Origin of the sequence: Ancylobacter gelatini, from assembly GCF_022601675.1 — a bacterium.
In the GTDB taxonomy this organism is placed as follows: domain Bacteria; phylum Pseudomonadota; class Alphaproteobacteria; order Rhizobiales; family Xanthobacteraceae; genus Ancylobacter; species Ancylobacter gelatini.
The window spans coordinates 294,620-317,416 of sequence record NZ_JAKVIL010000003.1 but is presented as its reverse complement, the minus strand read 5'-3'; the positions used below and the strand labels follow the sequence as shown (position 1 = coordinate 317,416).

The following is a 22,797-nucleotide window of genomic DNA, read 5'->3' as shown; positions in this document are numbered from 1 at the left end:
CCTACCGGTCCGGCAGGCAGGCGTGGTGCGCGATGCGGTAGGTCCGCGTCGCGCCGATCAGATGCGCGGCGTAGGGGCCGGCGAACAGCCCGGCCAGCGCGGCATCGCGAATGTTCAGCCCGCCCGCATAGGCGCCCAGCGCCGGCATGACCAGCCGCCGGCCGTCACTGGCAAAACAGCGCCGCCTTATGCCCCGCCCGCGCCGCACCAGCCGCGCCACCGGGTGGAAATGCCCGGCCACCTCGCCCTGCGCATCCCCGCCCGTGGGCTCGTGGCGGAACGTCAGCGGGCCGAGCCTCAACTCCGGCAGATGCATCCCGCCGAGTTGCGGCACCGGGTCGGGATCGTGATTGCCGGCCACCCACACCATGTCGCGCCCGCGCGAGATATCCGCCAGCATGCCGCGCTCCACATCGCCGAGCCGCACCCCGGCGCCACGATCATGCAGGCTATCGCCGAGGAAGAGGACGACGCGTGGCCGGCGGCGGGCCACGATGCCGGCGAGCAGCGCCAGTGTCGCCCGGCTGTCATAGGGCGGCAGCGGAATGCCGCGCACAGCGAAGGCCGAGCCCTTCTCCAGATGCAGGTCGGCGACGATCAGCATGTCCTGCGCCGGCCAGAACAGCGCGCCGGCGGCGTCCAGCAGCAGCCGGGCGCCGGCGAGTTCGATCGCCTCGCCCTCCGGCGGCGCCTCCTCCGTCGTCTCCGCCTCAGCCCAGCTCACCCATCGCCTCCCGGACCAGATCATCCTCGGCCTCGGCGAGCAGCGCATCGGCCGCCTCGCCCGCCACCATCTCGCGGCCGATCTCCAGCATCACCGGCACGGCGAGCGGGGAGACCCGGCCGAGCGCGATGTGATCGATTCGTCCGCGAATGCGCGTCAGCATGTCGGAGAGACGGCGAATGTCCAGCAAGCCGGTCGCCGCGTCCGCCCGCGCCGCGCGCAGCAGCACATGGCCGGGCTCATGCTGGCGCAACACGTCGTAAATGAGGTCGGTCGACATGGTGACCTGCCGGCCGCTCTTCTCCTTGCCGGGAAAGCGCCGCTCGATCAGCCCGGCGATCACCGCGCATTGCCGGAAGGTGCGCTTCATCAGCGCCGCCTCGGCCAGCCAGTCCTCCAGATCGTCGCCCAGCATGTCGGCATCGAACAGGTCGTCGAGCGAGAGCCGGTCCTGCGCGATCGCCAGCGACAGGTCGGAGAGGCCATAGACCGCGATGGCATAGTCGTTCGCCACGAAGCCGAGCGGGCGTAGCCGGGCGCGCTCCAGCCGCCGGGTGAGCAGCATTCCCAGCGTCTGGTGCGCGAGCCGCCCCTCGAAAGGATAAGCGACCAGATAATGCCGTCCCGCGCGCGGAAAGCTCTCGACCAGCAGATCCTCCCGCCCCGGCAGGCGCGAGCGCAGCCGCTGGATATCGAGCCACTCGCGCACCTGCGCCGGCAAGGCCTTCCAGCGCGTGGGGTCGGCCAGCATCGCCCGCACTCCGGCGGCGAGGAAGGTGGAAAGCGGGAACTTGCCGCCGTCATAGGACGGCACCTTGGGGTCCTTGGCGGCGGTACGCACCACCCGCACCTCGTCCTCGACGATGGCGCGATATTCCAGCACCTCGCCGGCAAAGACGAAGGTGTCGCCCGGGCTCATGGTCTCGACGAAATATTCCTCGACCTCCCCCAGTATCCGCCCGCCATAGCGGGATTTTTCCGAGGCGAGGCGCACTTTCAACATGGTCGCCTCGACGATGGTGCCGACATTCATCCGGTACTGCTGCGCCACCTGCGGGCTTGCCACCCGCCACAGCCCGTCCTTGCGCTGGCGGATGCGGGCGAAGCGCTCATAGGCCCGCAGCGCGTAACCGCCGGTAGCGTTGAACGCCACCACATCGTCGAAATCCGCCCGCGACAGGCCGGCATAGGGCTCGGCGGAGACGACCTCGCGGTACAGATTGTCGGCATCGAACGGCGCCGCGCAGGCCATGCCGAGCACATGCTGCGCCAGAACATCCAGCGCGCCTGCCCGCTCGATCGCTCCATCCTGCGCACTCGCCCGTACCGCCTCCAACGCGGCACGACATTCGAGCACCTCGAAGCGATTGGCCGGCACCAGCACCGCGCGGGAGGGCTCGTCCAGCCGGTGATTGGCGCGGCCGATGCGCTGCATCAGCCGCGAGGAGCCCTTGGGGGCACCGACATTGACCACGAGGTCGACATCGCCCCAGTCGATGCCCAGATCGAGCGAGGAGGTGCAGACCACCGCCTTGAGCCGCCCTTCCGACATCGCCGCCTCGACCCGGCGGCGCTGCGAAACGTCGAGCGAGCCATGATGCAGCGCGATCGGATAAGTCTCCTCGTTGATCCGCCACAGCTCCTGAAACAGTAGCTCGGCCTGCATGCGGGTGTTGACGAACACCAGCGTGGTGCGGTGCCGGCCGATCAGCGCGTAGATCTCCGCCAGCGAATGGCGCGCCGTGTGCCCGGCCCAGGGCACATAGGCCGCGCTGTCGAGCATGGAGAGGTCCGGCGCGGCGCCGGGCGGGGCGATGACGACATCGCCCATCTCGCCCGCCCCGGTCTGCGGCACCAGCCAGCGGCGCAGGCGTTCGGGGTCCGCCACGGTGGCGGAAAGGCCGACGGTTTGGACCTCCGGCGCCAGCGTGCGCAGCCGCGCAAGGCCGAGGCTGAGCAGATCGCCGCGCTTTGAGCCGGACAGCGCGTGCAGTTCGTCCAGCACGATGCGCTGGAGCGTTCCGAACAGGAATGGCGCGTCGGCCGAGGCCAGCAGCAGAGCGATCTGCTCGGGCGTGGTGAGCAATATGTCGGGCGGATCACGGCGCTGGCGCTGGCGGCGTGAGGCGGGGGTGTCGCCGGTGCGGGTCTCGATGCGCACAGGCAGCCCCATCTCCGCCGCCGGCCGCTCCAGATTGCGCGCGACATCCACCGCCAACGCCTTGAGCGGCGAGATGTAGAGCGTATGGAGCCCGCGTGGCCGGTTGGCGGGGCGGGCGAGTTCCACCAGCGTCGGGAGGAAGCCCGCGAGTGTCTTGCCCGCGCCGGTCGGGGCGATGAGCAGCGTGGAGCGCCCGGCCCGCGCCTTGGCCAGCAGGTCGAGCTGATGCGCGCGCGGCGCCCAGCCCCGCGCGGCGAACCAGCGCAGGAAGGTCTCGGGCAGGAGGTCGTCGGGGGACAGAACGGCGTCGGTGCTCACGCCGGTGAAACTAGCGAATGTTCTGCAAAAGTTCCACGCTTCGCTGTCGGGACGCGCTGGAGGCTATATCGCCAGGCCGCGCGGGGCCGGCGCCGGCCGCGCCTCCAGAAACAGCACCCCCGCCGCCGAGACGCCGGCGCGCGCCAGCCCCGCAATCTCCTGCGCGGCATAGCTCCAGATCAGGAGGCTCAGCACGATGTTGAGCGCCGCGATGAGTGCCGGGTCCCGCCATTCGCGCAGGCGCAGCCGCGAGCGATCCTGCCCGACCTTCAAGCCGACGATGACCAGCGCGGCCACTGGCGGCCCGATGACCAGCGGAATCCACGCCAGCAGCAGGGCGAGCTGTGAAAGTTCGAGGCTCGCAAAGGAACGCCCCATCACGACCGATGAGAGCCGGTCGAGAGCTCCGGTCGCCGCCACCTCTCCGGCGGGAACGAAGGCGCCGCAATTCTCGCAGGTGAGGGTGTGTTCCGCGATCGGGAAGGCGCAGCGTGGGCAGCGCCCCAGCGACGCCCGCCGGATCCGGCTCACCGGATCACGCCCAGCGCGAGGTTGCGCATGTAGCGTGCGTTCATGGCCTTGGCCGTCTGATACGCGTCGATCCACGACCAGATGTTGATGATCCATCCAAGGAAGACGAACCACAGCACGATGCAGCCGATGAACATCAGCAAGCCTTTGCCTATCTGCCCATTATAGAGCTGGCCGAGACCGACGATGAGGATCGACAGAACCAGCGCCAGACCCGCGGATTTCGGCGCCGCGTCGCCAGCATCGACGATCAGGACGGGTTTCGGCTCGGGCGCGGCGGCGATGTGGTTGGTGACCTGCACGACCGTCGCCCCCTTGCCGGCGCTGACCGGCCCGGGTGGAGGTGTCGCCCCCTCGGAGGGGTCGCGGCGGGGGCCGAACAGCGGCGCCAGCGCCTTGTCGTCAGCCGCCCGTACCCAGTTTTCATCGCCCAGGCGCGCGACGTCGGTGTCGACGGACAGGCGCCCCTCGCGAGCGAAATCGCGCAGTTGATGCCCGGAAAAGGGACCGAAGACCTGGCCATCGATATGCAGATGCCATTCGCCGTCCAGCGGATGTGGTGGCGGCCGATGGAGCGCCGTCGGCGGCTCGCCCGCCGCAGGCAATAGGGCATATCTGCCCGGTTCGATCTCGTCGGCCATTCTCATGTCCCCCATCCGGAAGGGGATCATTGGCCAGCCGAGGCTTTATTTCAATCAGAAATTGTATCTGTATTTAGAGCAACTTTTCGATGTGCCGCCTTTGGCTTTCGTCGCGGCTCTACGCGGTCCGCCGCGCGATTACCACCAGTCCCGGCACCGGTTTTTCCTTCTCGTTGCGGGTCGATTCGGCTCGCAGGCTGACCCGTTCCAGCCCCGCCCCCGCCAGCCCGGCCCGGACATAGTCCGCCGTATGGGCGTAGCGCATGGTTTCGCGGAGCAGGATGCCCTCCCCGTCATGCGTCTCGACCGTGAAGGCCAGCAGCCCGCCCGGTTCCAGCACGCGGTGCGCTTCGGCGAGGATCGGGCCGAGGTCGCCGAGATAACAGAAGGCGTCGCCCGCGAAGATCAGGTCAGCCTCGCCGCTCGGGCGGGCGCGCAGGAAATCCACCATGTCGCCAGCGACCAGCTCGTCGTAGCAGCCGCGCCGGCGCGCGCGCATCACCATATTGGGCGACAGGTCGACCCCGCTCATGAAGCCGATGCGCGCGACCAGCCGCGCCCCGACCAGGCCGGTGCCGCAGCCCAGGTCGAGGCCGCAGGCGAAGGCGAACGGCTGGGCCAGCGCCGCACAGGCCGCCTCCAGCGCGGCCTCGATCAGCTCCGGCCCGCGATAGCCGAGCCGCGCCAGTGCCTCGTCGAAACGGTCGGCATATTGATCGAACAGGGTGCGCACATAGGCCGGGCTCATGTCCGGCGCCGTCCCGCCGGTCAGCCGCGCCAGCCGCAGCCCGGCACCGAGCCGGTCCTGCGGGTCATGCTCCAGCGCACGGGCGAAGGCATCGGCGGCACCCGCCGCGTCGCCGGCGGCTTCGCGCGCCTCGCCGAGCAGGAACCAGCCGGGCGCATAACCGTTCTCCCGCCGCAGCGCCTCGACCAGAAGCTCGGCGGCATCGCCGGGATTGCCCTCCTCCAGCAGCGCGCGCGCCCACTCGATGCGCCGGTCCACCGACGGATCGCCCGATGACAGGAAGAGCGGAACCGTGGCCATGGAACCCTCGCGACAGCGATCGATGCACGCACCGGCGAAATTGACGGGCGCACGCCCTATATCTGGAGCGACATGCGTCCGATAGAGCTACTTCAACCGACGCCGAAGGGGCTTTACTGCCCACCCGGCGATTTCTTCATCGACCCCGTGCGCCCCGTCGCGCGGGCGCTCATCACCCATGGCCATTCCGACCATGCGCGGGCGGGCCACGGCGCTGTGCTGGCGACGCGCGAGACGCTCGACATCATGGCAATCCGCTATGGCGATGACTTCGCTGGCACCACCCAGGCCGCGAGCTATGGCGAACGGGTGGAGATTAACGGCGTCGGCATCACCTTCCATCCCGCCGGCCACATTCTCGGCAGCGCGCAGATCGCGCTGGATTGGCAGGGCCTCACCATCGTCGCCTCGGGCGACTACAAGCCTGGCGCCGACCCGACCTGCGCGCCCTTCGCGCCGGTGCGCTGCGACGTCTTCATCTCGGAGGCGACGTTCGGCCTGCCGGTGTTCCGTCACCCCCCCGCCATGGCGGAAATCGCCAAGCTCATGGATTCGCTGGCGCTGTTTCCCGAGCGAGCGCATCTCGTCGGCGCCTATTCGCTCGGCAAGGCGCAGCGCGTCATTGCTCTGCTGCGCGCCGCCGGGCATGACCGCCCGATCCTCATGCACGGCGCGGTGGAGCGGCTGACCGCTTATTACATCGCGCAGGGCATCTCTCTCGGGGCGGTGCGCCTTGTGCGGGAGGTGAAGCCCGCCGAATTGGCCGGCGCCGTGGTGATCGCACCGCCTAGCGCGCTGAGCGATGTCTGGTCGCGGCGCTTCCCCGATCCGGTGACCGCTTTCGCCTCGGGCTGGATGCGCATCCGCGCCCGCGCCCGGCAATATGGCGTCGAGCTGCCGCTGATCATCTCCGACCATGCCGACTGGAGCGAGTTGCAGGACGCCATCCTCGCCACCGGCTGCTCGGAACTCTGGGTGACACACGGGCAGGAGGACGCGCTGGTGCATTGGGCCGGCCTTGCCGGCCTGCGCGCGCAGCCACTGCACATGGTGGGCTATGGCGAAGAGGACGGCGAAGAGGCTCTGCCGGCCCCGGCGACGGAGAGCGCACCATGAACCGCTTCGCCGCCCTGCTCGACCGGCTGGTTTACGAGCCGCGCCGCAACGGCAAGATCGCGCTGATCGCGGATTATTTCCGCCACACGCCGGACCCCGAGCGCGGCTTTGCGCTGGCCGCGCTTACCGGGGCGCTGTCGTTCCGCAATGCCAAGCCCGGCCTGATCCGCCAACTCATCGCCGAGCGTACGGACCCGGTGCTGTTCGCCCTGTCCTATGATTATGTCGGCGACCTGTCGGAAACGGTCGCGCTGATGTGGCCGGCACCGGCGGGAGCCGCTGCCGTGGCCGAGACATCCCCGGCCCCCGATCTGCCGCTCTCCGCCGTGATCGATGCGCTGAGCCACGCCGGACGCTCCCAGATGCCGGCCGTGCTGGCCTCGCTGCTCGACCGGCTGGACGAGACCGGGCGCTGGGCGCTGCTCAAGCTGATCACCGGCGGCCTGCGCATCGGCGTCTCCGCCCGCCTCGCCAAGACCGCGGTGGCGGCGCTCGGCACGGTGATGCCCGACGAGATCGAGCTGGTCTGGCCCGGCCTCGCCCCGCCCTACGAAGCGCTCTTCGCCTGGGCCGAAGGACGCGGCGAGCGGCCGGAAACGCTGGACCCCGCCCCGTTTCGCCCCGTCATGCTCGCTCATCCGCTGGAGGAGGCGAGCCTTGCCGCGCTCGATCCGGCCGGCTATCGCGCCGAATGGAAATGGGACGGCATCCGGGTGCAGGCCGCGCGGGCGCGCGGGCCCGACGGAGCGTTCGTCACCCGGCTCTACAGCCGCACCGGCGAAGACATCTCCGGCACCTTCCCCGACCTTGCCGAGGCGCTCGGCTTCGAGGGCGTGATCGACGGCGAGTTGCTGATCCTGCGCGAGGGGCGGGTGCAGTCGTTTAACGTGCTGCAGCAGCGGCTGAACCGGAAGGTGGTGTCGTCGAAGCTGATCGCGGAATTTCCCGCCCATATCCGCGCCTATGACCTGCTGGCCGAGGGCGATGAGGATGTGCGCACCCTGCCCTTCGACGACCGCCGCGCCCGGCTGGAGGCACTGGTGGCGCGCGCGCCCGCGCAGCCGCTTGACCTCTCCCCGCTCATCGCCTTCGCGACATGGGAGCAACTGGCGCAGGTGCGGGCCGAGCCGGCGGGGCACGGCGCGGGCCCCGACGCCGAGGCGGTGGAAGGCGTGATGATCAAGCGCGCCGACAGTCTTTACCTGCCCGGCCGCCCGACCGGGCCATGGTGGAAATGGAAGCGCGATCCGCACACGGTCGACGCGGTGCTGATGTATGCCCAGCGCGGCCACGGCAAGCGCTCCTCCTATTATTCGGACTACACCTTCGGGGTCTGGACCGAAGCCGGCGAACTGGTGCCGGTGGGAAAGGCCTATTTCGGCTTCACCGATGCCGAGCTGATCGAGATCGACCGCTTCGTGCGCCAGAACACGGTGGAACGCTTCGGGCCGGTGCGCGAGGTGGTCCACACGCCGAGCAAAGGGCTGGTGCTGGAAGTGGCGTTCGAGGGGTTGGCGCGCTCCACGCGCCACCGCTCCGGCCTTGCCATGCGCTTTCCCCGCATCGCCCGGCTGCGATGGGACAAGCCGCCCGGCGAGGCGGACCGGCTGGAGGCGCTGGAAGCGCTGCTGGACAGCCCGGCGGGAGCCTCCCCATCGCCCGATGCGCGTGCTAGGTGAAAGCCTCGTTCGCCCCGCATATGGAGCCGATTCCATGGCCGACAACCCGCTTTCCCGTTTCATGGGCGGCTCGCCCGTGTGGGTGCTGCTCCGGCTGATCGTGCTCTCGGTGGTGATCGGCGTGATTTTGAGCGCGCTCGGCCTCGACCCGCTGAACATTCTGCAAAGCCTGCAGCGGCTGGTTTTCAACCTGTTCAATTTCAGCTTCGAGGCCATCGGCCGGGTGTGGGGCTATTTCCTGCTGGGTGCGGTGGTGGTCATCCCGCTCTGGCTGCTGATGCGCATTGCAAATCGCGGACGCTGAGCCCGTGACCGGCACCCATATGGGCGCCGCCGCCGGGCGCGCCGACGTCACGCATCGCCGCTTCCTTGCCATTGCCCTGCCGGCGACACTGGCGCAGATGACCACCCCGCTGCTCGGCCTCGTCGCCACCGGCGCCATAGGCCGGCTCGGCGATGCCGCGCTGCTCGGCGCGGTGGCGGTCGGGGCGCTGCTGTTCGATTTCGTATTCTGGGTATTCGGCTCGTTGCGCATGGGCACGGCGGGCCTGACCGCGCAGGCGCTCGGGCGTGGCGACGCGCCGGAAATCCGGGCGGTATTGGCCCGCGCCCTGGCGATCTCGGTCGCCATCGGCCTCGCAATCATCGTCGTGCATGTGCCGGTCGGCCATTTCGCCTTCACCGCCATGGGTACCAGCGAGGCGGTGAGCGCGGCGGCCTGGGTCTATTTCTCGGTTCGCATCTTCGCCGCGCCCTTCGCCATCGGCAATTTCGCCATCCTCGGCTGGCTGGTCGGCATCGCGCGCACCGATGTCGGGCTCGGGCTTCAGGTGCTGATTGCCGGCGTCAATGCGCTCGCCACCCTGTTTCTGGTGCTCTACTGGGATTTCGGCATTGCCGGCGCGGCGATCGCCAATGTGCTGGCGGAGGTCGCCGGCTCGGTGGCGGGCCTCGCCTGCGCCCGGCTGCTGCTCGGACGCGACTGGCGCACGCCGTGGTCAAGGATCGTCGAGCGTGCGCGGCTGATCGAGACCGTGGCGGTGAACAGCGACATCATGATCCGCACCGGCCTGCTCATGCTGGTGCTGCTGTTCTTCACGGCGCAGGGCGCACGCCATGACGACGTGACGCTCGCCGCCAATGCGGTGCTGTACAACATCGTCATGGTGACCGCGTTCTTCCTCGATGGCTTCTCCACCGCCGCCGAGCAGATCTGCGGCCAGAGCATCGGCGCGCGCGACCGCTCCGGCTTTCGCCGCGCGGTCAATCTGGTGCTGTTCTGGGGCTTTGCCTTCGCTCTCCCCGCAAGTCTGGCGCTGATCTTTGGCGGCGGGGCGATCATCGACCTGCTGGCGGCCAATGAGGCGGTGCGGCAGGTGGCCCGCGACTTCCTGCCCATGGCGGCGCTGACGCCGCTGCTCGGCGTCGCCGCCTTTGCCTATGACGGCATCTATGCCGGCTCCACCTGGGCGCGCGACATGCGCAATCTGATGCTGCCGGCGGTCGGGCTGTTCTTCCTGGTGTGGTGGCTCACTTTACCGCTCGGCAATACCGGGCTGTGGATCGCCTACCTCACTTTCATGGCCGGGCGCGGCGTGTTCCAGGCGCTGCGCATGCCGGCGCTGGTCCGGCGGTCATTTCCTTAAGCGGGGAACGGCTCGGCGACGCGCATCGCCGCCTTGCGCCCGACCAGCGCGGCGAGCGGCAGCTTCTCGTGCGCCAGCCGGGTGGACAGCCCCGCCTTGATCCGCTCCGCCAGCCCCAACCCCTCATAGACCAGCGCCGAATAGAGCTGGATCAGGCTGGCCCCGGCCTCGATCTTGGCCAGCGCGGTCTCGGGGCTGTCGATGCCGCCGGCGCCGATCAGCGGGAAGGCGCCATCCGCCCGCACATAGGTTTCCGCCAGCATCCGCGTCGCCAGCGGGAACAGCGGGCGCCCCGAAAGGCCGCCGGTCTCGCCCTTATGCGCCGAGCGCAGCGTGGGCGGGCGGGAAATGGTGGTGTTGGAGACGATCAGCCCGTCAATGCCGCGCCGGCGGGCGACCTGCACCACGCCGTCGAGATGGGGGAGCGCAAGATCGGGCGCGATCTTGAGCAGCAGCGGCACGCCGGGCGCTGCCTCGTTCCGCGCCTCGATGATACGCGCCAGCAACTCGTCGAGCGCGCGCTCCTCCTGAAGATCGCGCAGGCCCGGCGTGTTAGGCGAGGAGACATTGGCGGTGAAATAGCTCGCCAGCCCGGCGAACGTCTTGATGCCGGCGACATAATCGGCGACGCGGTCGCTCGCCTCCTTATTGGCCCCGACATTCACACCCACGATTCCCGGCCTGCCGCGCCGCGCCGTCAGCCGCGCCTTCGCCGGACCGTGGCCGCCGGAATTAAAGCCGTAGCGGTTGATGACCGCGCGGTCCTCGGTCAGGCGGAAATTGCGCGGGCGCGGGTTGCCAGGCTGCGGCAGCGGCGTGAGGGTGCCGACCTCGACAAAGCCGAAACCGGCGCCGAGCATGGCGTCCGGCACCTGCGCCTCCTTGTCGAAGCCCGCCGCCAGCCCGACGGGATTGGGAAAACGCAGGCCGAACGCGGCGACGGCGAGCCGCGCATCATCCTGCGGCACGGCTCGCGGGGGCAGGCAGGCCAGCGAGCGGATCGCCAGCCCATGGGCCGTCTCAGGGTCGAGCAGCCTAGCGAACGGCAAAGCGAGGTCGAGAAGGGCACTCATGACGGCTGCGCTCCGTGTTCGGCTTCAGCCATTGTCGGCCGGAAAGATGTCGGCCGGAAAAGCGTGGCGCCCGTCCGGTGCGAGCGGCAGCGGGCGGACCCACGCCACCGCCGCCAGCGGCAGCGGGCCATAGAGATGAGGAAACAGCGCACCACCGCGCGAAGGCTCCCATTTCAATAACACCGCGTCGAGCTTGCCGGCATCGACCGCCACCAGCACGAGGTCGCCATGCCCCTTGAAATGCCGGGCCGCGGTCTCGCGGGCCTGCGCAGCCGTGGAAAAATGGATGTAGCCGTCGGCCAGATCGACCGGCGCGCCCTCGAAGAAGCCGGCGTTTTTCGCGCGCTCCCAAAGGGAACTGGGCGCAATCTTGTAGATGAGATCGGGCAAGGCGCAGCTCCGCATAGCCGGCACGGCTGATGACGCGACCTCTAGACCGGCGGCAGGGTCGGCGCAAGCATGCTGTACTTTGCCGAAAATAGGGTATAAATTCCTATTTCAGGATCAAGATTCGGCTCGCGTCCGTCGTTCCCTCCAGAGAGACGTGCCCCCAATGCTGACCCATTCTCAAATATGGAAGGCCGTTGACCGGTTGGCGGAGCGCCACGGCCTGAGCCCTTCCGGCCTTGCCAAGCGCGCGGGGCTCGACGCCACCACCTTCAACCGTTCCAAGCGCTCGACCCGCGACGGGCGCCAGCGCTGGCCCTCCACCGAGAGCATCGCCAAGATCATCGCCGCCACCGGCACCGGGCTTGACGACTTCATGCAGATGGTCGACGGCACGGCGCCGGCCGGCCGGGCCATCCCGCTGATCGGCCTCGCCAAGGCCGGCACGGGCGGGTTCTTCGACGATGCCGGCTTTCCGGCCGGCGGCTCGTGGGAAGAGATCATGTTTCCCGATGTGGGCGACGAGCATGCCTATGCGCTGGAGATTGCCGGTGATTCCATGATGCCGCTCTATCGCGACGGCGATATCGTGGTGGTCTCGCCCACCGCCACCGTGCGGCGCGGCGACCGGGTGATCGTGAAGACGCGCGAGGGCGAGGTGCTCGCCAAGGAGCTGAAGCGCCGGACCGCCAAGACCATCGAGCTGCGCTCGCTCAACCCCGATCACGAGGACCGGGTGTTCCAGGAGCCGGACCTTGCCTTCATCGCGCGCATCCTCTGGGCCAGCCAGTAGCGCGCACCAGACATGCGAAGGGCCCCGAACGGGGCCCTTCTTTCATCGCTACGAAATGTGAGACGGCGATCAACAACGCACCGCGATCGGGTTGCCCCAGCGGTCACGGGTCCAGCATTCACGCGGAGTGGTCGCCGCGCCGATGACCGCGCCGCTGGCTGCGCCCACGCCCGCGCCGATGGCCGCGCCGGTGCCGCCGCCGGCAATGCCGCCGATGACCGCGCCGGTGCCGCCGCCGATCAGCGCGCCGGTGCCGGCGCGGCGCTCGGTGGTGGTGCAGGCCGCCATGCTGAGCGCCACAGCGGAAATCGCAATAATCTTGAGCATCTGTTCCCTCCCGAACGCGGCGGCCCACCGTGCCGCTCCACCAGATTCCGAGCGACAACGCCCGGGGCCCGCGTTGGTTCCGCCGGCCAGGACCGCCTGCGCCGCCACTTCCTACGGATCAATTTGCGTATTATGATATTTACAACATGATTTTATTGTAAATATGCTCAAGGAGAGTGCCATGTCCATCCGTCTCGGCGACGTCGTTCCCGATTTCGAGGCCCAGACCACCGAAGGCCCGATCGCGTTTCACGAATGGCTCGGCAGCTCCTGGGGCGTGCTGTTCTCCCACCCGAAGAACTTCACCCCGGTCTGCACCACGGAACTCGGGCAGGTCGCGCGGCTGAAACCGGAATTCGACCGTCGCAACGTCAAGGTGATCGGCCTGTCGGTCGATCCGCTCGACGCCCACGCGAAATGGGCGGACGACATCGCGGAAACGCAGGGCTACGCCCCGAACTTCCCGCTGATCGCCGACCAGGACCGCAAGATCGCCGACCTTTACGACATGATCCACCCGAACGCTTCCGACACCATGACCGTGCGCTCGGTGTTCGTCGTCGGGCCGGACAAGAAGCTGAAGCTCTCGCTGACCTATCCGGCGAGCGCGGGCCGAAACTTCGACGAAATCCTGCGGGTGATCGACTCGCTCCAGCTCACCGCCCAGCATGCGGTGGCGACGCCGGCGAACTGGAAGGACGGCGATGACGTGATCATCGTTCCCTCGGTCAGTGACGAGGCGGCCAAGGAGAAGTTTCCGGGCGGCTGGAAGACCTTGAAGCCCTATCTGCGCGTGGTCGCCCAGCCGGGGAAGTGATGCGACGGACCGGGACGACGGCACCACCTGCGCCGTCGTCCCGGCCGGGCTCCGCCTTACAAAGTCTTGCGGTACTGAATAAAGCCGCTGCGCTCGGCCACCTTGTCATAGAGCGCCTGCGCGGTCGCATTGGTCTCGTGGGTGAGCCAATAGACCTTGGCGCAGCCCGCCAGCTGGGCGGCCTCATACACATGCTCGATGAGCTGCCGGGCAAGCCCTCGCCCGCGCGCGGCGTCTGCTACGAACAGGTCGTTCAAATAGCAGACCGCCCCCTCGCTCCAGGTCGAGCGATGGAAAATGTAATGCACCAGCCCGAGCGCCGCGTCGCCCTCGACGGCCAGCGCACCCCAGACCGGCTCGCGCGGGTCCAGCAGGCGCGCCCATGTCGTTGCGGTCACCGCCTCCGGGAGTTCGACCTCATAGAAGCGCTGGTAGCCCTGCCACAGCGGCAGCCACGCGGCACGATCCTCTGGCCGCAGCGGACGGATCGCGCTCATGCCAGCACCTCGCCATCAGACGGCGCGTTCCCACGCAGATAGTCCGACGCCGGCATGGCCCGGCTGCCGGCCTTCTGCACCTCGACGAGTTGCACCGCCCCCTCACCGCAGGCGATTCTGAGCCCGTCCAGCACCTCGCCCGGCCGGCCCGAACCGGCGGCCAGCGTGCTACGCAGCACCTTCACCCGCGAACCATCGCGCTCGAACCACGCGCCGGGAAACGGGGAAAGGCCGCGAATATGGTCGTGCACCGCCTGGGCAGGACGCGACCAGTCGATGCGGGTCTCGCTCTTCTCGATCTTGGCAGCGTAGGTCACACCCTCCGTCGGCTGGGGCGTGAAATTCAGCGCCCCGCGCTCCAGCGCCGCCAGCGCCCGGCCCATCAGGTCAGCACCAATGCTCATCAGCCGGTCGTGCAGTTCGCCCGCCGTCATGTCGGGCCCGATGGCGACGCGCTCGGTGAGGCCGACCGGGCCGGTATCCAGCCCCTCCTCCATCCGCATCACCGCGACACCCGTATGCAAATCACCCGCCATGATCGCGCGCTGGATCGGCGCGGCACCGCGCCAGCGCGGCAGCAGCGAGGCGTGGAGATTGAGGCAGCCGAGCGCCGGCAAAGCGAGAATGGCGGGCGGCAGGATGCGGCCATAGGCGACCACCACCGCGACATCGGCCTCATGGGCGGCGAAGACTGCGGCAGCCTCATCGCCGCGAAGGCTCGCGGGATGCAGCACCGGGATGCCGAAACGTTCAGCGGTGCGGTGCACAGGCGAAGGCACCCGTTCGAGCCCGCGACGCCCGCCCGCCGCCGGTGCGCGCGTGTAGGCAGCCACGACCTCATGGCCGCTGCCGACGATCTCCGCCAGCGTCGGCACCGCGAAATCCGGCGTGCCCATGAAAACGATGCGCATGGTCTTCCCCTTCACGGAAGACGCGGCTCACGCGCCGTCCCGGGCCTTTTCCTTGGCGAGCTTGGTGAATTTCTTCACCACGCGGTCGCGCTTGAGCTTCGAGATGTGATCGATGAACAGCACGCCGTTGAGATGGTCGATCTCGTGCTGCACGCAGGTGGCGAGCAGGCCGTCGGCGTCGATTTCCTGAATCGCGCCGTTGAGATCCATGTAGCGCACCTTCACACGCGCCGGACGTTCGACATCCTCGTAATATTCGGGGATCGACAGGCAGCCTTCCTGATAGACCGAGAATTCCTCGGACGCAGCGATGATCTCCGGATTGATCAGCGCGATCGGACGCTTCTCGCCCTCTTCGTCGCCCTCGGTGCGCGAGCCGACATCGATGGTGATCACGCGCTCAGGCACGCCGACCTGGATCGCGGCGAGCCCGATGCCGGGGGCGTCATACATGGTCTCGAACATGTCCTCGACCAGCGCACGCGTCTTCGCGTTCACGCGCGCGATGGGCTCGGACACGAGACGGAGGCGGGAATCGGGAATGATGACCAGCGGGCGTATCGACATGACGCCGAGATAAGCGACGCGGGCGCGTCGGTCAACGGAGCGCCTGTACGGATGTTCACTTTTCGTTCGCACGTTTGACGAAATCTGCTAGGAAGGACGCATGGATCAGATCGTGTTCATCCTCGGCGCCTATTCGATCACGCTTGCGCAACTGGTCATCGCCACTGCGGCGGCGGGCTTCGCATTGCTGCTTGCTGTGTTGGTCACGCTGGGGCGTGGCGCGCGGATGCGCGCCTTCGACGCCGAAGAACAGGCGCGCCGGGCCGACGAGATGGAGCAACGCCTGCTCCAGCTCGCACGCGGGCAGGCCGAGACCACGGGACGCGTGCAGTCCATGGCGGAGCTTCTGGCGCAGCGGCAGGGTGACCTCGCCCGGGCGGTGGCCGAGCGGCTCGACGCCTCCTCGCACCGTATCGGCGAGAGTCTCGCGCGGGCCAGCGAGAGCACGCATGAAAATCTGGTACGGCTCAATGAACGGCTGGCGCTGGTCGATCAGGCGCGGGCAAGCCTCGGCGAACTGTCGGGCCAGGTGATGAGCCTGCGCGAGACGCTGGCGAACAAGCAGGCGCGCGGCGCCTTCGGGGAAGGCCGTCTACAGGCGATCGTCGCGGACGGACTGCCGCGCGACAGCTTCGCCTTCCAGTACACGCTGGCGAGCGGCCGGCGTGCCGATTGCGCGGTGTTCCTTCCGGGCGATGCCCGGCCGCTGCTGGTCGATTCCAAATTTCCGCTGGAGGCGGTGACCGCGTTCCGGGAAGCATCAAGCCCGGAGGCGCGCAAGCAGGCGGAAGCGCGGCTGAGGCAGGATATCGGCAAGCATATCAACGATATTGCCGAACGCTATCTGGTCAGCGGCGAGACGCAGGACATCGCGCTGATGTTCGTGCCCTCGGAGTCCGTTTATGCCGAGTTGCACGAGCATTTCGACGAGACCATCCAGCGCGCCTTCCGCGCCCGTGTCGTCATCGTCTCGCCGTCGCTGTTGATGCTGGCGATTCAGGTGGTGCAGGCGATCTCCAAGGATGCGCGCATGCGCGAGCAGGCCGACCTGATCCGGGCCGAATGCGGAGCGCTGGTGGCCGATGTCGCGCGGCTGCGCGAGCGCATCGGCAATCTGCAGAAGCATTTCGGCCAGGCGGGCGAGGATGTCGCTCAGGCGCTGATTTCCGCCGATAAGGTGGCCCGGCGCGGGGCGCGTATCGAGCAGCTCGAATTCGAGACGCCGCCAATGGCGGCAAATCAGGATTCCCGTAGCGGATCGCTTCCCTTCACCCGCGGCGCGGCGGAATAGTCCCGTGGCGGTTGTCGCCGGTGGCACTGTTGCGGTCGGCCCTGGCCGATGTGTCGCGGGAGAGGATGTGGATGGTCGGCAACCGGGTGGGCGCCGCCGCGCTTAATCCCGGATCGCACGCTTGTCTTTCATCTCTCCAATTCGCACCTGCTGCACAAGCTGATAGTCTGATAGAGACAGACTATCGCCTCATAAAAGCTGTGCCGGGAATTATCGCGTGCTCGACCGTTTTGAACTGCTGCTCGCCCTCGCCAAGGAACGCCATTTCGGACGCGCGGCGGAATCCTGCGGCGTCACTCAACCCACGCTCTCCGCGGGCCTCAAGCAGCTTGAGGAAACGTTGGGCGTGCGCCTCGTCGAGCGCGGCTCCCGCTTCATCGGCTTCACGCCGGAGGGCGAGCGGGCGCTGCAATGGGCGCGACGTATCATAGGCGATGCCCGCGCCATGCGCCAGGAAATCGCCGCGCTCAGAAAGGGCCTGGCCGGTCATCTGCGTATCGCCGCCATCCCGACCGCCATGCCGATGCTCTCCGAGCTCACCACCCCGTTCCACGCCAAGCATGCCGACGTGCGCTTCACGTTGATGTCGGCCACCTCGAACGAAATCCTGCGGCTGCTGGAAAATCTCGAGGCGGATGCCGGCGTCACCTATCTCGACAATGACCCGCTCGGCCGGATGAAGACCGTGCCGCTCTACAAGGAAGGCTACCGCTTCCTGACCTCGATCGATGCCCCGCTGGGCGACCGCAAGCGCGTGACCTGGGAAGAAATCGGCCAGGTTCCGCTCTGCCTGCTGACCCCCGACATGCAGAACCGCCGCATCGTCGACCGACAGCTCCAGGCCGCAGGACACAGCACGGTGCCGATGCTGGAAGCCAATTCCACGATCGCGCTGCTCTCCCATGTGCGCACCGGCCAATGGGCGAGCGTGGTGGCAAAGACACTGGCCGACGTGTTCGCCTTCCCCCCCAATATCCGCTCGATCCCGATTGAGGAGCCGGAAGTGCTGCATCAGATGGGGCTGGTGGTGCTCGACCGCGAGCCGATGACGCCGATCGTCACTGCCCTGGTCGCAGAAGCCCGCGCCATCGCGCCAGAGCTCTCAAACCGCATGTGAACCGCAGGGAACCGGACGTTCCCGACCTCGTTGTATCGGTGAGGCGGCATTGTCCGCAACATCGATCAAGGAGACCGGACATGCTGAGCTGGGCGCTTACTTTTCTCGTGGTGGCATTGATCGCCGCTGTTCTTGGTTTTGGCGGCATCGCTGGCACGGCCATCGAGATTGCGAAGATCATCTTCTTCGTCGCGATCATCCTGTTCCTGGTTTCGGCGGTGCTCGGCATGTTCCGTGGTCGCTCCGGCCGGGCGCCCTAAGTCCCCGGGCAACGCCGGAATACCATGACGCCCGCGCTTCCACAGCGCGGGCGTTTTGTTTTGCGAGGGCGGCGCGCGATCCTGAGCCGGCCGGAATGGAGAACAGACCCGCAGACGTGCTGGACCTGCCCCTGCCGGCCCTGGACCGGCGGAACGGTAATGATGTCTCGAAAAGGAAGGTAGAAGGATCGCGCGCCGAAATCGCGCACGCCGACGGCGGTGCCTCAGCCGCGCTGAACGGCGGCGAGCGCAGCTCTCGTGGTCATGTCGGGGCCGAAGTCCCCGGCATTTTCGATGGCAAGCATCTCGCCAAGCCGGCGGCGGGCCCGGTTTACGCGGCTCTTGATGGTGCCGACCGCGCAATTGCAGATGTCCGCCGCTTCCTCATAAGAGAAGCCGGACGCCCCCACCAGAACCAACGCCTCGCGCTGGTCCGGCGGCAGCGTATCCAGCGCCGCTCGGAAATCCTCAAAGTCCAGATGCATATCCTGGTCGGGATTGCTGGTCAGGGTGGCGGCGAAAGCCCCATCTGAATCGGGCACTTCGCGCCGCCGCTTGCGATATTCCGAGCGGAACAGGTTGCGCAAAATGGTGAACAGCCACGCGGGCAAATTGGTGCCAGGCCGGAAGCTGCCCAGGTTGGCAAAGGCTCGCAGCAGCGTCTCCTGCACCAGATCATCCGCGCGATCGACATTGCCGCTCAGCGAAATGGCGAACGCCCGCAGATTGGGGATCGCGGCGATGATATCGTCGCGGAGCGTCGGATCAAATGCCGTCACCGGCCGCCTCCATCGTTGCGCGTGTCTGGCGCGGACCCGTCCTTGGGGGCGGCCGGCTCGTCGAGCCGGGACAGAAGGTCAAGAAAGCGATCAGGCACTCCCTGGCGCACGACGTCATCATACATGGCGCGCAGGTGCTGGCCGATCTTCGCCTGAATGTCGCTTCCGAGCGTAGTGCCCGGCAGCCTCGTTTCCATGAGTGACGCGTCGTTTATGCCCGACGTGCCCTCGGACTGTTCATCATGCATTGCTTTTTTTCCCGACATCGAGCCTCCTGATGTCCTCGAAATAAAGGGCGGCTCCGTCGCTTCCTTCGCGCAATCTGCGCATACTCGCCGGGGATAACGGGCGATGGCGCGCCAGGTTCCCGGAACGCGACGGCTTTCTCAGATTTTTTATCACGGAAGCATGGAACCCTAACCCTGACACGCCGTTAATGGTGGACCGGCGGGCAGGAGCCCGGCCGAATGTATTTGGGGAGACACGCGTGAGCACTTCGCAACTCGTTGCGCAGCATCTGCCCTTCCTGCGCCGCTACGCACGTGCGCTGAGTGGCAGCCAGACAGCGGGCGACACATACGTAACGGCCCTGCTGGAAACGCTCATCGCCGAACCGGAGGTCCTCGACACAAGAGCAGACCCGCGCGTCGGCCTCTATCGCATCCTGACGCGCCTGTGGAACTCGGTTTCCGTCAATGGCGTGGCAGATCGCGGCCCACCGGCCATTCAGGGCGAGCAGCGGCTCGGTCATATAACGCCGGTGGTTCGCCAGGCGTTCCTTCTCGTGTCGCTCGAAGGCTTCGACGAATCCGACGCGGCCGCGATTCTGGATGTCGACATCCAGACCCTCCGCAACCTTGTGGAAGAGGCCGGCCGCGAGCTCGCTGCCGAGATCGCCACCGACGTTCTTATCATCGAGGACGAGCCGTTCATCGCGCTTGACCTCGAAGGGCTGGTGGAAAGCCTCGGCCACCGCGTGACCGGCATCGCCCGGACCCATGGCGAGGCGGTCAACCTCGCCAAGCGCAAGGCGCCGGGCCTTATCCTCGCAGACATCCAGCTCGCCGACGGCAGTTCGGGGCTCGAGGCGGTGAACGAACTCATTGAAACCGCTGAGGTGCCGGTGATCTTCATCACCGCTTATCCCGAGCGCTTCCTGACCGGCATCCGCCCGGAGCCGGCCTTCCTCATCGCCAAGCCGTTCCAGCCGTCGACCGTGGCAGCGGTGGTGAGTCAGGCGCTGTTCTTCGAGCGGAAGGCCCGCCCAAGGGAGCAACGAGCCACCGCGTGAGGCCCAGTTGAATGAGTGCCTCGTTCAGCCTGCTCGACGATGCGGCACGCTACGTCACGGTCGCGGCCTCGTTCGCCATAGCGCTCGCCCTGTTCCGCCTGATCGCGCTCCGCACCGACCTGAGCGGCGGCATGAAGCTGCTCGGTTCCCTGCTCGGCGCGCTGGTGCTTGCGGTCGGCGCTTTGTCACTGCTGGCCACTCTCAATGCGGTCGACGCCTATCCGTGGCTGCCGTCGATGGTGCGCATCGCACTGGCATCGCTGAACGCCGTCGGCGCTGCAGTGCTGTGGTTCAACTTCCGCTCCTTGCTGAAGATACCATTGCCCGGGCGCATCGCGACCGAGCAGCGGCGCCTCGCATTGGAACTTGCAACGGCGCTGCAGCGCTACGAGATGGCGCTGCGGGGATCGAGCGTCGCGATCTTCACGCAGGATCGCGAGCTGCGCTACACCTCGGTCAGCAAGCCGCTGTTCGGCTTTCCGGTCGAGCAGGTACTCGGCGCAACTGAGGCCGACCTTCTGGGCGAAGGCCAGTCCCGGGCGCTGGAGAACCTCAAGCGCGAGGCTTTGGGCGGCACAACACCGCGCAAGGGCGAGATCGAGATCGAGCAGGATGGCTCGAAATGCTGGTACGACCTGTATGTCGAACCGCTGCGGGACCTTTCGGGCAATACGGTCGGCTTGACCGGTGCCGCTGTCGACGTAACCGAGCGCAAGCTCAACGAACAGCATCTGCGCCTGCTCACGCGCGAGATCACTCACCGCTCCAAGAATCTTCTTGCTGTCATCCAGGCCATGGCGCGACAGACCGCCCGCCATGCCTCATCGATCGACGAGTTCGTCGAGCAGTTCAGCGCGCGGCTACAGGCCTTGGCCCTGTCCCATGACCTGCTGGTGCAAGAGAGCTGGCACGGCGCATCGCTGAGCGACATGGTGCGCTCCCAGCTTGGCCATCACCTCAATCGCGAGAACAGCCAGGTTTCGGTGGTCGGGCCGGATATCTTCCTCAAGCCCGAGGCCGCGCAGAATATTGGTCTCGCCCTGCACGAACTGTCGACCAATGCCGCGAAATACGGGGCGCTCTCGGTGCCCGAGGGGCATGTGACCATCTCGTGGGCACGACGCATGCCCGAAGCGGGTGGCGGGTTCGAGCTGTCCTGGCGCGAAGCGGGAGGGCCGTCAGTTGCTGCGCCACGCAGCCGCGGCTTCGGCTCGCTCGTGATCGAACGCAACCTTTCCCGCGCGCTGGATGGCGAGGTGAATCTGAACTTCGCGCCCGGCGGACTGGTCTGCAACGTCTCGGTGCCCGAACAGCACCTCTCCGCCGGCCGTTAGTACGCCGCCACGCGGGAACCAATCCCTTCATCGTGCATTAACCAAGGCGCGGGCAACGGCGGCAACGCCGTTCCGTGATTTTCTTGGACATTGCTCACGGCTTTCAATCCGCGAGGCACGCTCGTCGTGCGCGCGCGGGGGATCGCGCGCTTGCGTCGTTCAGCCGAGGAGCCAGAGATCGGAAGGGTGCGAACATGCCTCGTTTCAGTGCCGCCGCCCTCAAGGGGACGAGCTATTTTCTGGGAACGCTGACCGGCATGGCCATCGCGATCCCCCTCACCGCCACCGCGTTCAGCCCGGCCCCGACCGGACGCGGCGCGCCGATCGCTCCAATCGCTGCCCCGGCGGGCGCGCTGTTCCAATCGAGCGCGATCGACCGTACGGCCAAGGGTGCCCGGCTCGATCTGCGGGTGACGCCCAGCGCCGGTGCCCACAATACGTCCGTTGCGACCAAGTCCTCTACGCCGGAGCCGGTCACGCCGAGCCGTACCATGCAGGCAACGCGGGGCTGCGCCTCGAGCGTCGGTGTTACCCGCGCGAATCTGACGACGGAAGAACTGACCGTCTGTGTTGCTTCCGCTTCGATGATCCAGAGCATCAACTAGTATTATAGTCCCTATCCTACCGAGACAGTTAAGATACTCTTCGATCAGTTGAATTATTCAGGAACATTCCCGCTGGGACGCGGTTGTAAAGACAGACGGTCGCTGACCGCATGATTTTTAACCGACCTTACGGAAATGGGAGATTCTCTATGACCAACAAGATCGTGACCCTCACCGCTCTTGCCGCCCTCTCGCTCTCTCCGGCGGTTGCCTTCGCGCAGAGTGCCAACCCCGAAACCTCCACCCCGCCCGCCGTCGCCCCGGCCACGCCGGGTACCGCCACGCCTGACGCTGCTTCGCCGCAGGCTCCGGCCTCGGTGATGCCGGGCACGCCGAGCACCGCCACCGCGCCGACCGCGACGCCGAAGTTCGTTTCCGCGCAGGCGAGCGGCCAGTGGATGGCCTCGGACCTGATCGGCTCGGACGTCGTGACCTCCACCGACGAGAAGCTCGGCTCGATCAGCGACGCCGTGGTTGACGCTGACGGCAACGTACTCGCCGCCGTGATCGACGTGGGTGGGTTCCTCGGCATCGGCGCCAAGCCGGTAGCGGTGTCGTTCGACTCGCTGACCGCGACCCCGACGGATGGCGGCGAGAAGATCGTGGTCGCCCTGACCAAGGAAGAGCTGAACGCGGCGCCGGAATTCCAGACCCTGGAACAGGCGCGCGACTCCAACGCGTCGACCGCGCCGAAGACCCAGTGAATCCGAGCTGTCGGGTTCATGTGACCCGACAGAGTTGGTACCAGCTATAGGCAACGCGCCTAGCCTCCGAAACGTCCCGCATGCCCGGCCTCACCGCCGGGCATGTCGCGTTTGGGCACCTGTCCCCGCCCCTGCGGCCGGAACGACGTGATAAGGGCGCAGTGCACGATGACGTGGCGG

General features: G+C 67.4%; 26 protein-coding genes. 13 read left to right on the top strand and 13 right to left on the bottom strand.

The genetic code is table 11. The features are described from left to right. Position 1: 1 nt before the first annotated feature. The 5 genes from pdeM to MKI84_RS07615 form a co-directional block, all read right to left on the bottom strand. Entirely contained in the window at positions 2 to 724 is a 723-nt protein-coding gene (pdeM, locus tag MKI84_RS07635; protein WP_241618135.1) for a ligase-associated DNA damage response endonuclease PdeM, read from the bottom strand. After that, a complete protein-coding gene (locus tag MKI84_RS07630) occupies positions 711 to 3,203 on the bottom strand; it encodes a ligase-associated DNA damage response DEXH box helicase (protein ID WP_241618134.1) in 2,493 nt (830 codons plus the stop codon). The genes pdeM and MKI84_RS07630 overlap by 14 nt, the downstream gene beginning before the upstream one ends. 63 nt (positions 3,204 to 3,266) lie before the next feature. Next, positions 3,267 to 3,734, bottom strand: coding sequence for a hypothetical protein (locus MKI84_RS07625; RefSeq protein ID WP_241618132.1), 468 nt, complete (start codon positions 3,732 to 3,734; stop codon positions 3,267 to 3,269). Continuing rightward, positions 3,731 to 4,375: a DUF4339 domain-containing protein gene (locus MKI84_RS07620; RefSeq protein WP_241618130.1), complete on the bottom strand. Its 645-nt coding sequence runs from the start codon at positions 4,373 to 4,375 to the stop codon at positions 3,731 to 3,733. Before MKI84_RS07620 ends, MKI84_RS07625 begins: the two co-directional genes overlap by 4 nt. A 118-nt stretch (positions 4,376 to 4,493) precedes the next feature. Further along, positions 4,494 to 5,423 carry a class I SAM-dependent DNA methyltransferase gene (locus MKI84_RS07615; RefSeq protein WP_241618128.1) on the bottom strand — a complete coding sequence of 310 codons (930 nt, stop codon included), beginning with the start codon at positions 5,421 to 5,423 and terminating at the stop codon, positions 4,494 to 4,496. A 72-nt stretch (positions 5,424 to 5,495) separates the two neighbouring features. Between MKI84_RS07615 and MKI84_RS07610 the strand changes: the two genes are divergently transcribed. From MKI84_RS07610 to MKI84_RS07595, 4 genes are read left to right on the top strand one after another with little or no spacing between them, the layout of a single operon-like run. Beyond that, positions 5,496 to 6,539, top strand: coding sequence for a ligase-associated DNA damage response exonuclease (locus MKI84_RS07610; RefSeq protein ID WP_241618126.1), 1,044 nt, complete (start codon positions 5,496 to 5,498; stop codon positions 6,537 to 6,539). Beyond that, a complete protein-coding gene (locus MKI84_RS07605) occupies positions 6,536 to 8,218 on the top strand; it encodes a cisplatin damage response ATP-dependent DNA ligase (RefSeq protein ID WP_241618124.1) in 1,683 nt (560 codons plus the stop codon). The genes MKI84_RS07610 and MKI84_RS07605 overlap by 4 nt, the downstream gene beginning before the upstream one ends. A 34-nt stretch (positions 8,219 to 8,252) precedes the next feature. Continuing rightward, complete coding sequence (locus MKI84_RS07600; RefSeq protein WP_241618121.1) at positions 8,253 to 8,522, top strand: DUF6460 domain-containing protein; 270 nt, start codon at positions 8,253 to 8,255, stop codon at positions 8,520 to 8,522. A gap of 19 nt (positions 8,523 to 8,541) precedes the next feature. Next, on the top strand, positions 8,542 to 9,864 hold the full coding sequence (locus tag MKI84_RS07595; protein ID WP_241618396.1) for an MATE family efflux transporter: 1,323 nt from the start codon (positions 8,542 to 8,544) through the stop codon (positions 9,862 to 9,864). On the opposite strand, the gene MKI84_RS07590 is transcribed toward MKI84_RS07595, so the two are convergent. Together MKI84_RS07590 and MKI84_RS07585 are read right to left on the bottom strand one after the other, a co-directional pair. Continuing rightward, on the bottom strand, positions 9,861 to 10,937 hold the full coding sequence (locus tag MKI84_RS07590; protein ID WP_241618119.1) for a quinone-dependent dihydroorotate dehydrogenase: 1,077 nt from the start codon (positions 10,935 to 10,937) through the stop codon (positions 9,861 to 9,863). The two genes, MKI84_RS07595 and MKI84_RS07590, sit on opposite strands and share 4 nt — an antisense overlap. Before the next feature lie 24 nt (positions 10,938 to 10,961). Next, positions 10,962 to 11,342, bottom strand: a complete 381-nt coding sequence (locus MKI84_RS07585) for a DUF952 domain-containing protein (RefSeq protein ID WP_425353810.1) — start codon at positions 11,340 to 11,342, stop codon at positions 10,962 to 10,964. A gap of 148 nt (positions 11,343 to 11,490) precedes the next feature. Here MKI84_RS07585 and MKI84_RS07580 point away from each other — a divergent pair, with 148 nt between their 5' ends. Next, on the top strand, positions 11,491 to 12,117 hold the full coding sequence (locus tag MKI84_RS07580) for a S24 family peptidase (protein WP_241618116.1): 627 nt from the start codon (positions 11,491 to 11,493) through the stop codon (positions 12,115 to 12,117). A gap of 69 nt (positions 12,118 to 12,186) precedes the next feature. Here MKI84_RS07580 and MKI84_RS07575 read toward each other — a convergent pair whose 3' ends face one another. Then, positions 12,187 to 12,444, bottom strand: coding sequence for a YMGG-like glycine zipper-containing protein (locus MKI84_RS07575; RefSeq protein ID WP_241618114.1), 258 nt, complete (start codon positions 12,442 to 12,444; stop codon positions 12,187 to 12,189). Between the two features lie 181 nt (positions 12,445 to 12,625). On the opposite strand from MKI84_RS07575, the gene MKI84_RS07570 reads away from it, so the two are divergent. Beyond that, entirely contained in the window at positions 12,626 to 13,261 is a 636-nt protein-coding gene (locus MKI84_RS07570) for a peroxiredoxin (protein WP_241618112.1), read from the top strand. Between the two features lie 56 nt (positions 13,262 to 13,317). Here MKI84_RS07570 and MKI84_RS07565 read toward each other — a convergent pair whose 3' ends face one another. From MKI84_RS07565 to def, 3 genes are read right to left on the bottom strand one after another with little or no spacing between them, the layout of a single operon-like run. Then, on the bottom strand, positions 13,318 to 13,758 hold the full coding sequence (locus MKI84_RS07565) for a GNAT family N-acetyltransferase (protein WP_241618110.1): 441 nt from the start codon (positions 13,756 to 13,758) through the stop codon (positions 13,318 to 13,320). Beyond that, on the bottom strand, positions 13,755 to 14,669 hold the full coding sequence (gene fmt, locus MKI84_RS07560; RefSeq protein WP_241618108.1) for a methionyl-tRNA formyltransferase: 915 nt from the start codon (positions 14,667 to 14,669) through the stop codon (positions 13,755 to 13,757). Before fmt ends, MKI84_RS07565 begins: the two co-directional genes overlap by 4 nt. A 27-nt stretch (positions 14,670 to 14,696) precedes the next feature. Beyond that, positions 14,697 to 15,236: a peptide deformylase gene (gene def, locus MKI84_RS07555; RefSeq protein WP_241618105.1), complete on the bottom strand. Its 540-nt coding sequence runs from the start codon at positions 15,234 to 15,236 to the stop codon at positions 14,697 to 14,699. Between the two features lie 100 nt (positions 15,237 to 15,336). Here def and MKI84_RS07550 point away from each other — a divergent pair, with 100 nt between their 5' ends. The 3 genes from MKI84_RS07550 to MKI84_RS07540 all read left to right on the top strand — a co-directional run bounded on the left by MKI84_RS07550 (position 15,337) and on the right by MKI84_RS07540 (position 17,904). Next, positions 15,337 to 16,527 (top strand): DNA recombination protein RmuC, encoded by a 1,191-nt coding sequence (locus MKI84_RS07550; protein WP_241618103.1) that lies wholly within the window; start codon positions 15,337 to 15,339, stop codon positions 16,525 to 16,527. Between the two features lie 217 nt (positions 16,528 to 16,744). Beyond that, positions 16,745 to 17,644, top strand: coding sequence for a LysR family transcriptional regulator (locus MKI84_RS07545; RefSeq protein WP_241618101.1), 900 nt, complete (start codon positions 16,745 to 16,747; stop codon positions 17,642 to 17,644). 80 nt (positions 17,645 to 17,724) lie between these two features. Further along, positions 17,725 to 17,904, top strand: a complete 180-nt coding sequence (locus MKI84_RS07540) for a DUF1328 domain-containing protein (RefSeq protein WP_241618098.1) — start codon at positions 17,725 to 17,727, stop codon at positions 17,902 to 17,904. A 224-nt stretch (positions 17,905 to 18,128) separates the two neighbouring features. Here MKI84_RS07540 and MKI84_RS07535 read toward each other — a convergent pair whose 3' ends face one another. Together MKI84_RS07535 and MKI84_RS07530 are read right to left on the bottom strand one after the other, a co-directional pair. Next, positions 18,129 to 18,683 carry a sigma-70 family RNA polymerase sigma factor gene (locus MKI84_RS07535; protein WP_241618097.1) on the bottom strand — a complete coding sequence of 185 codons (555 nt, stop codon included), beginning with the start codon at positions 18,681 to 18,683 and terminating at the stop codon, positions 18,129 to 18,131. Then, entirely contained in the window at positions 18,680 to 18,880 is a 201-nt protein-coding gene (locus tag MKI84_RS07530) for a NepR family anti-sigma factor (RefSeq protein ID WP_241618395.1), read from the bottom strand. The genes MKI84_RS07535 and MKI84_RS07530 overlap by 4 nt, the downstream gene beginning before the upstream one ends. A 290-nt stretch (positions 18,881 to 19,170) precedes the next feature. Here MKI84_RS07530 and MKI84_RS07525 point away from each other — a divergent pair, with 290 nt between their 5' ends. The 4 genes from MKI84_RS07525 to MKI84_RS07510 all read left to right on the top strand — a co-directional run bounded on the left by MKI84_RS07525 (position 19,171) and on the right by MKI84_RS07510 (position 22,617). Continuing rightward, the gene (locus tag MKI84_RS07525) at positions 19,171 to 19,974 is read left to right on the top strand and encodes a response regulator (RefSeq protein WP_241618393.1); all 804 of its coding nucleotides are present in this window, start codon (positions 19,171 to 19,173) and stop codon (positions 19,972 to 19,974) included. An 11-nt stretch (positions 19,975 to 19,985) separates the two neighbouring features. Further along, positions 19,986 to 21,308, top strand: a complete 1,323-nt coding sequence (locus MKI84_RS07520; protein WP_241618095.1) for a sensor histidine kinase — start codon at positions 19,986 to 19,988, stop codon at positions 21,306 to 21,308. A gap of 194 nt (positions 21,309 to 21,502) precedes the next feature. Continuing rightward, positions 21,503 to 21,913: a hypothetical protein gene (locus tag MKI84_RS07515; RefSeq protein WP_241618093.1), complete on the top strand. Its 411-nt coding sequence runs from the start codon at positions 21,503 to 21,505 to the stop codon at positions 21,911 to 21,913. Between the two features lie 149 nt (positions 21,914 to 22,062). After that, entirely contained in the window at positions 22,063 to 22,617 is a 555-nt protein-coding gene (locus MKI84_RS07510; protein WP_241618091.1) for a PRC-barrel domain-containing protein, read from the top strand. Positions 22,618 to 22,797 lie beyond the last annotated feature (180 nt).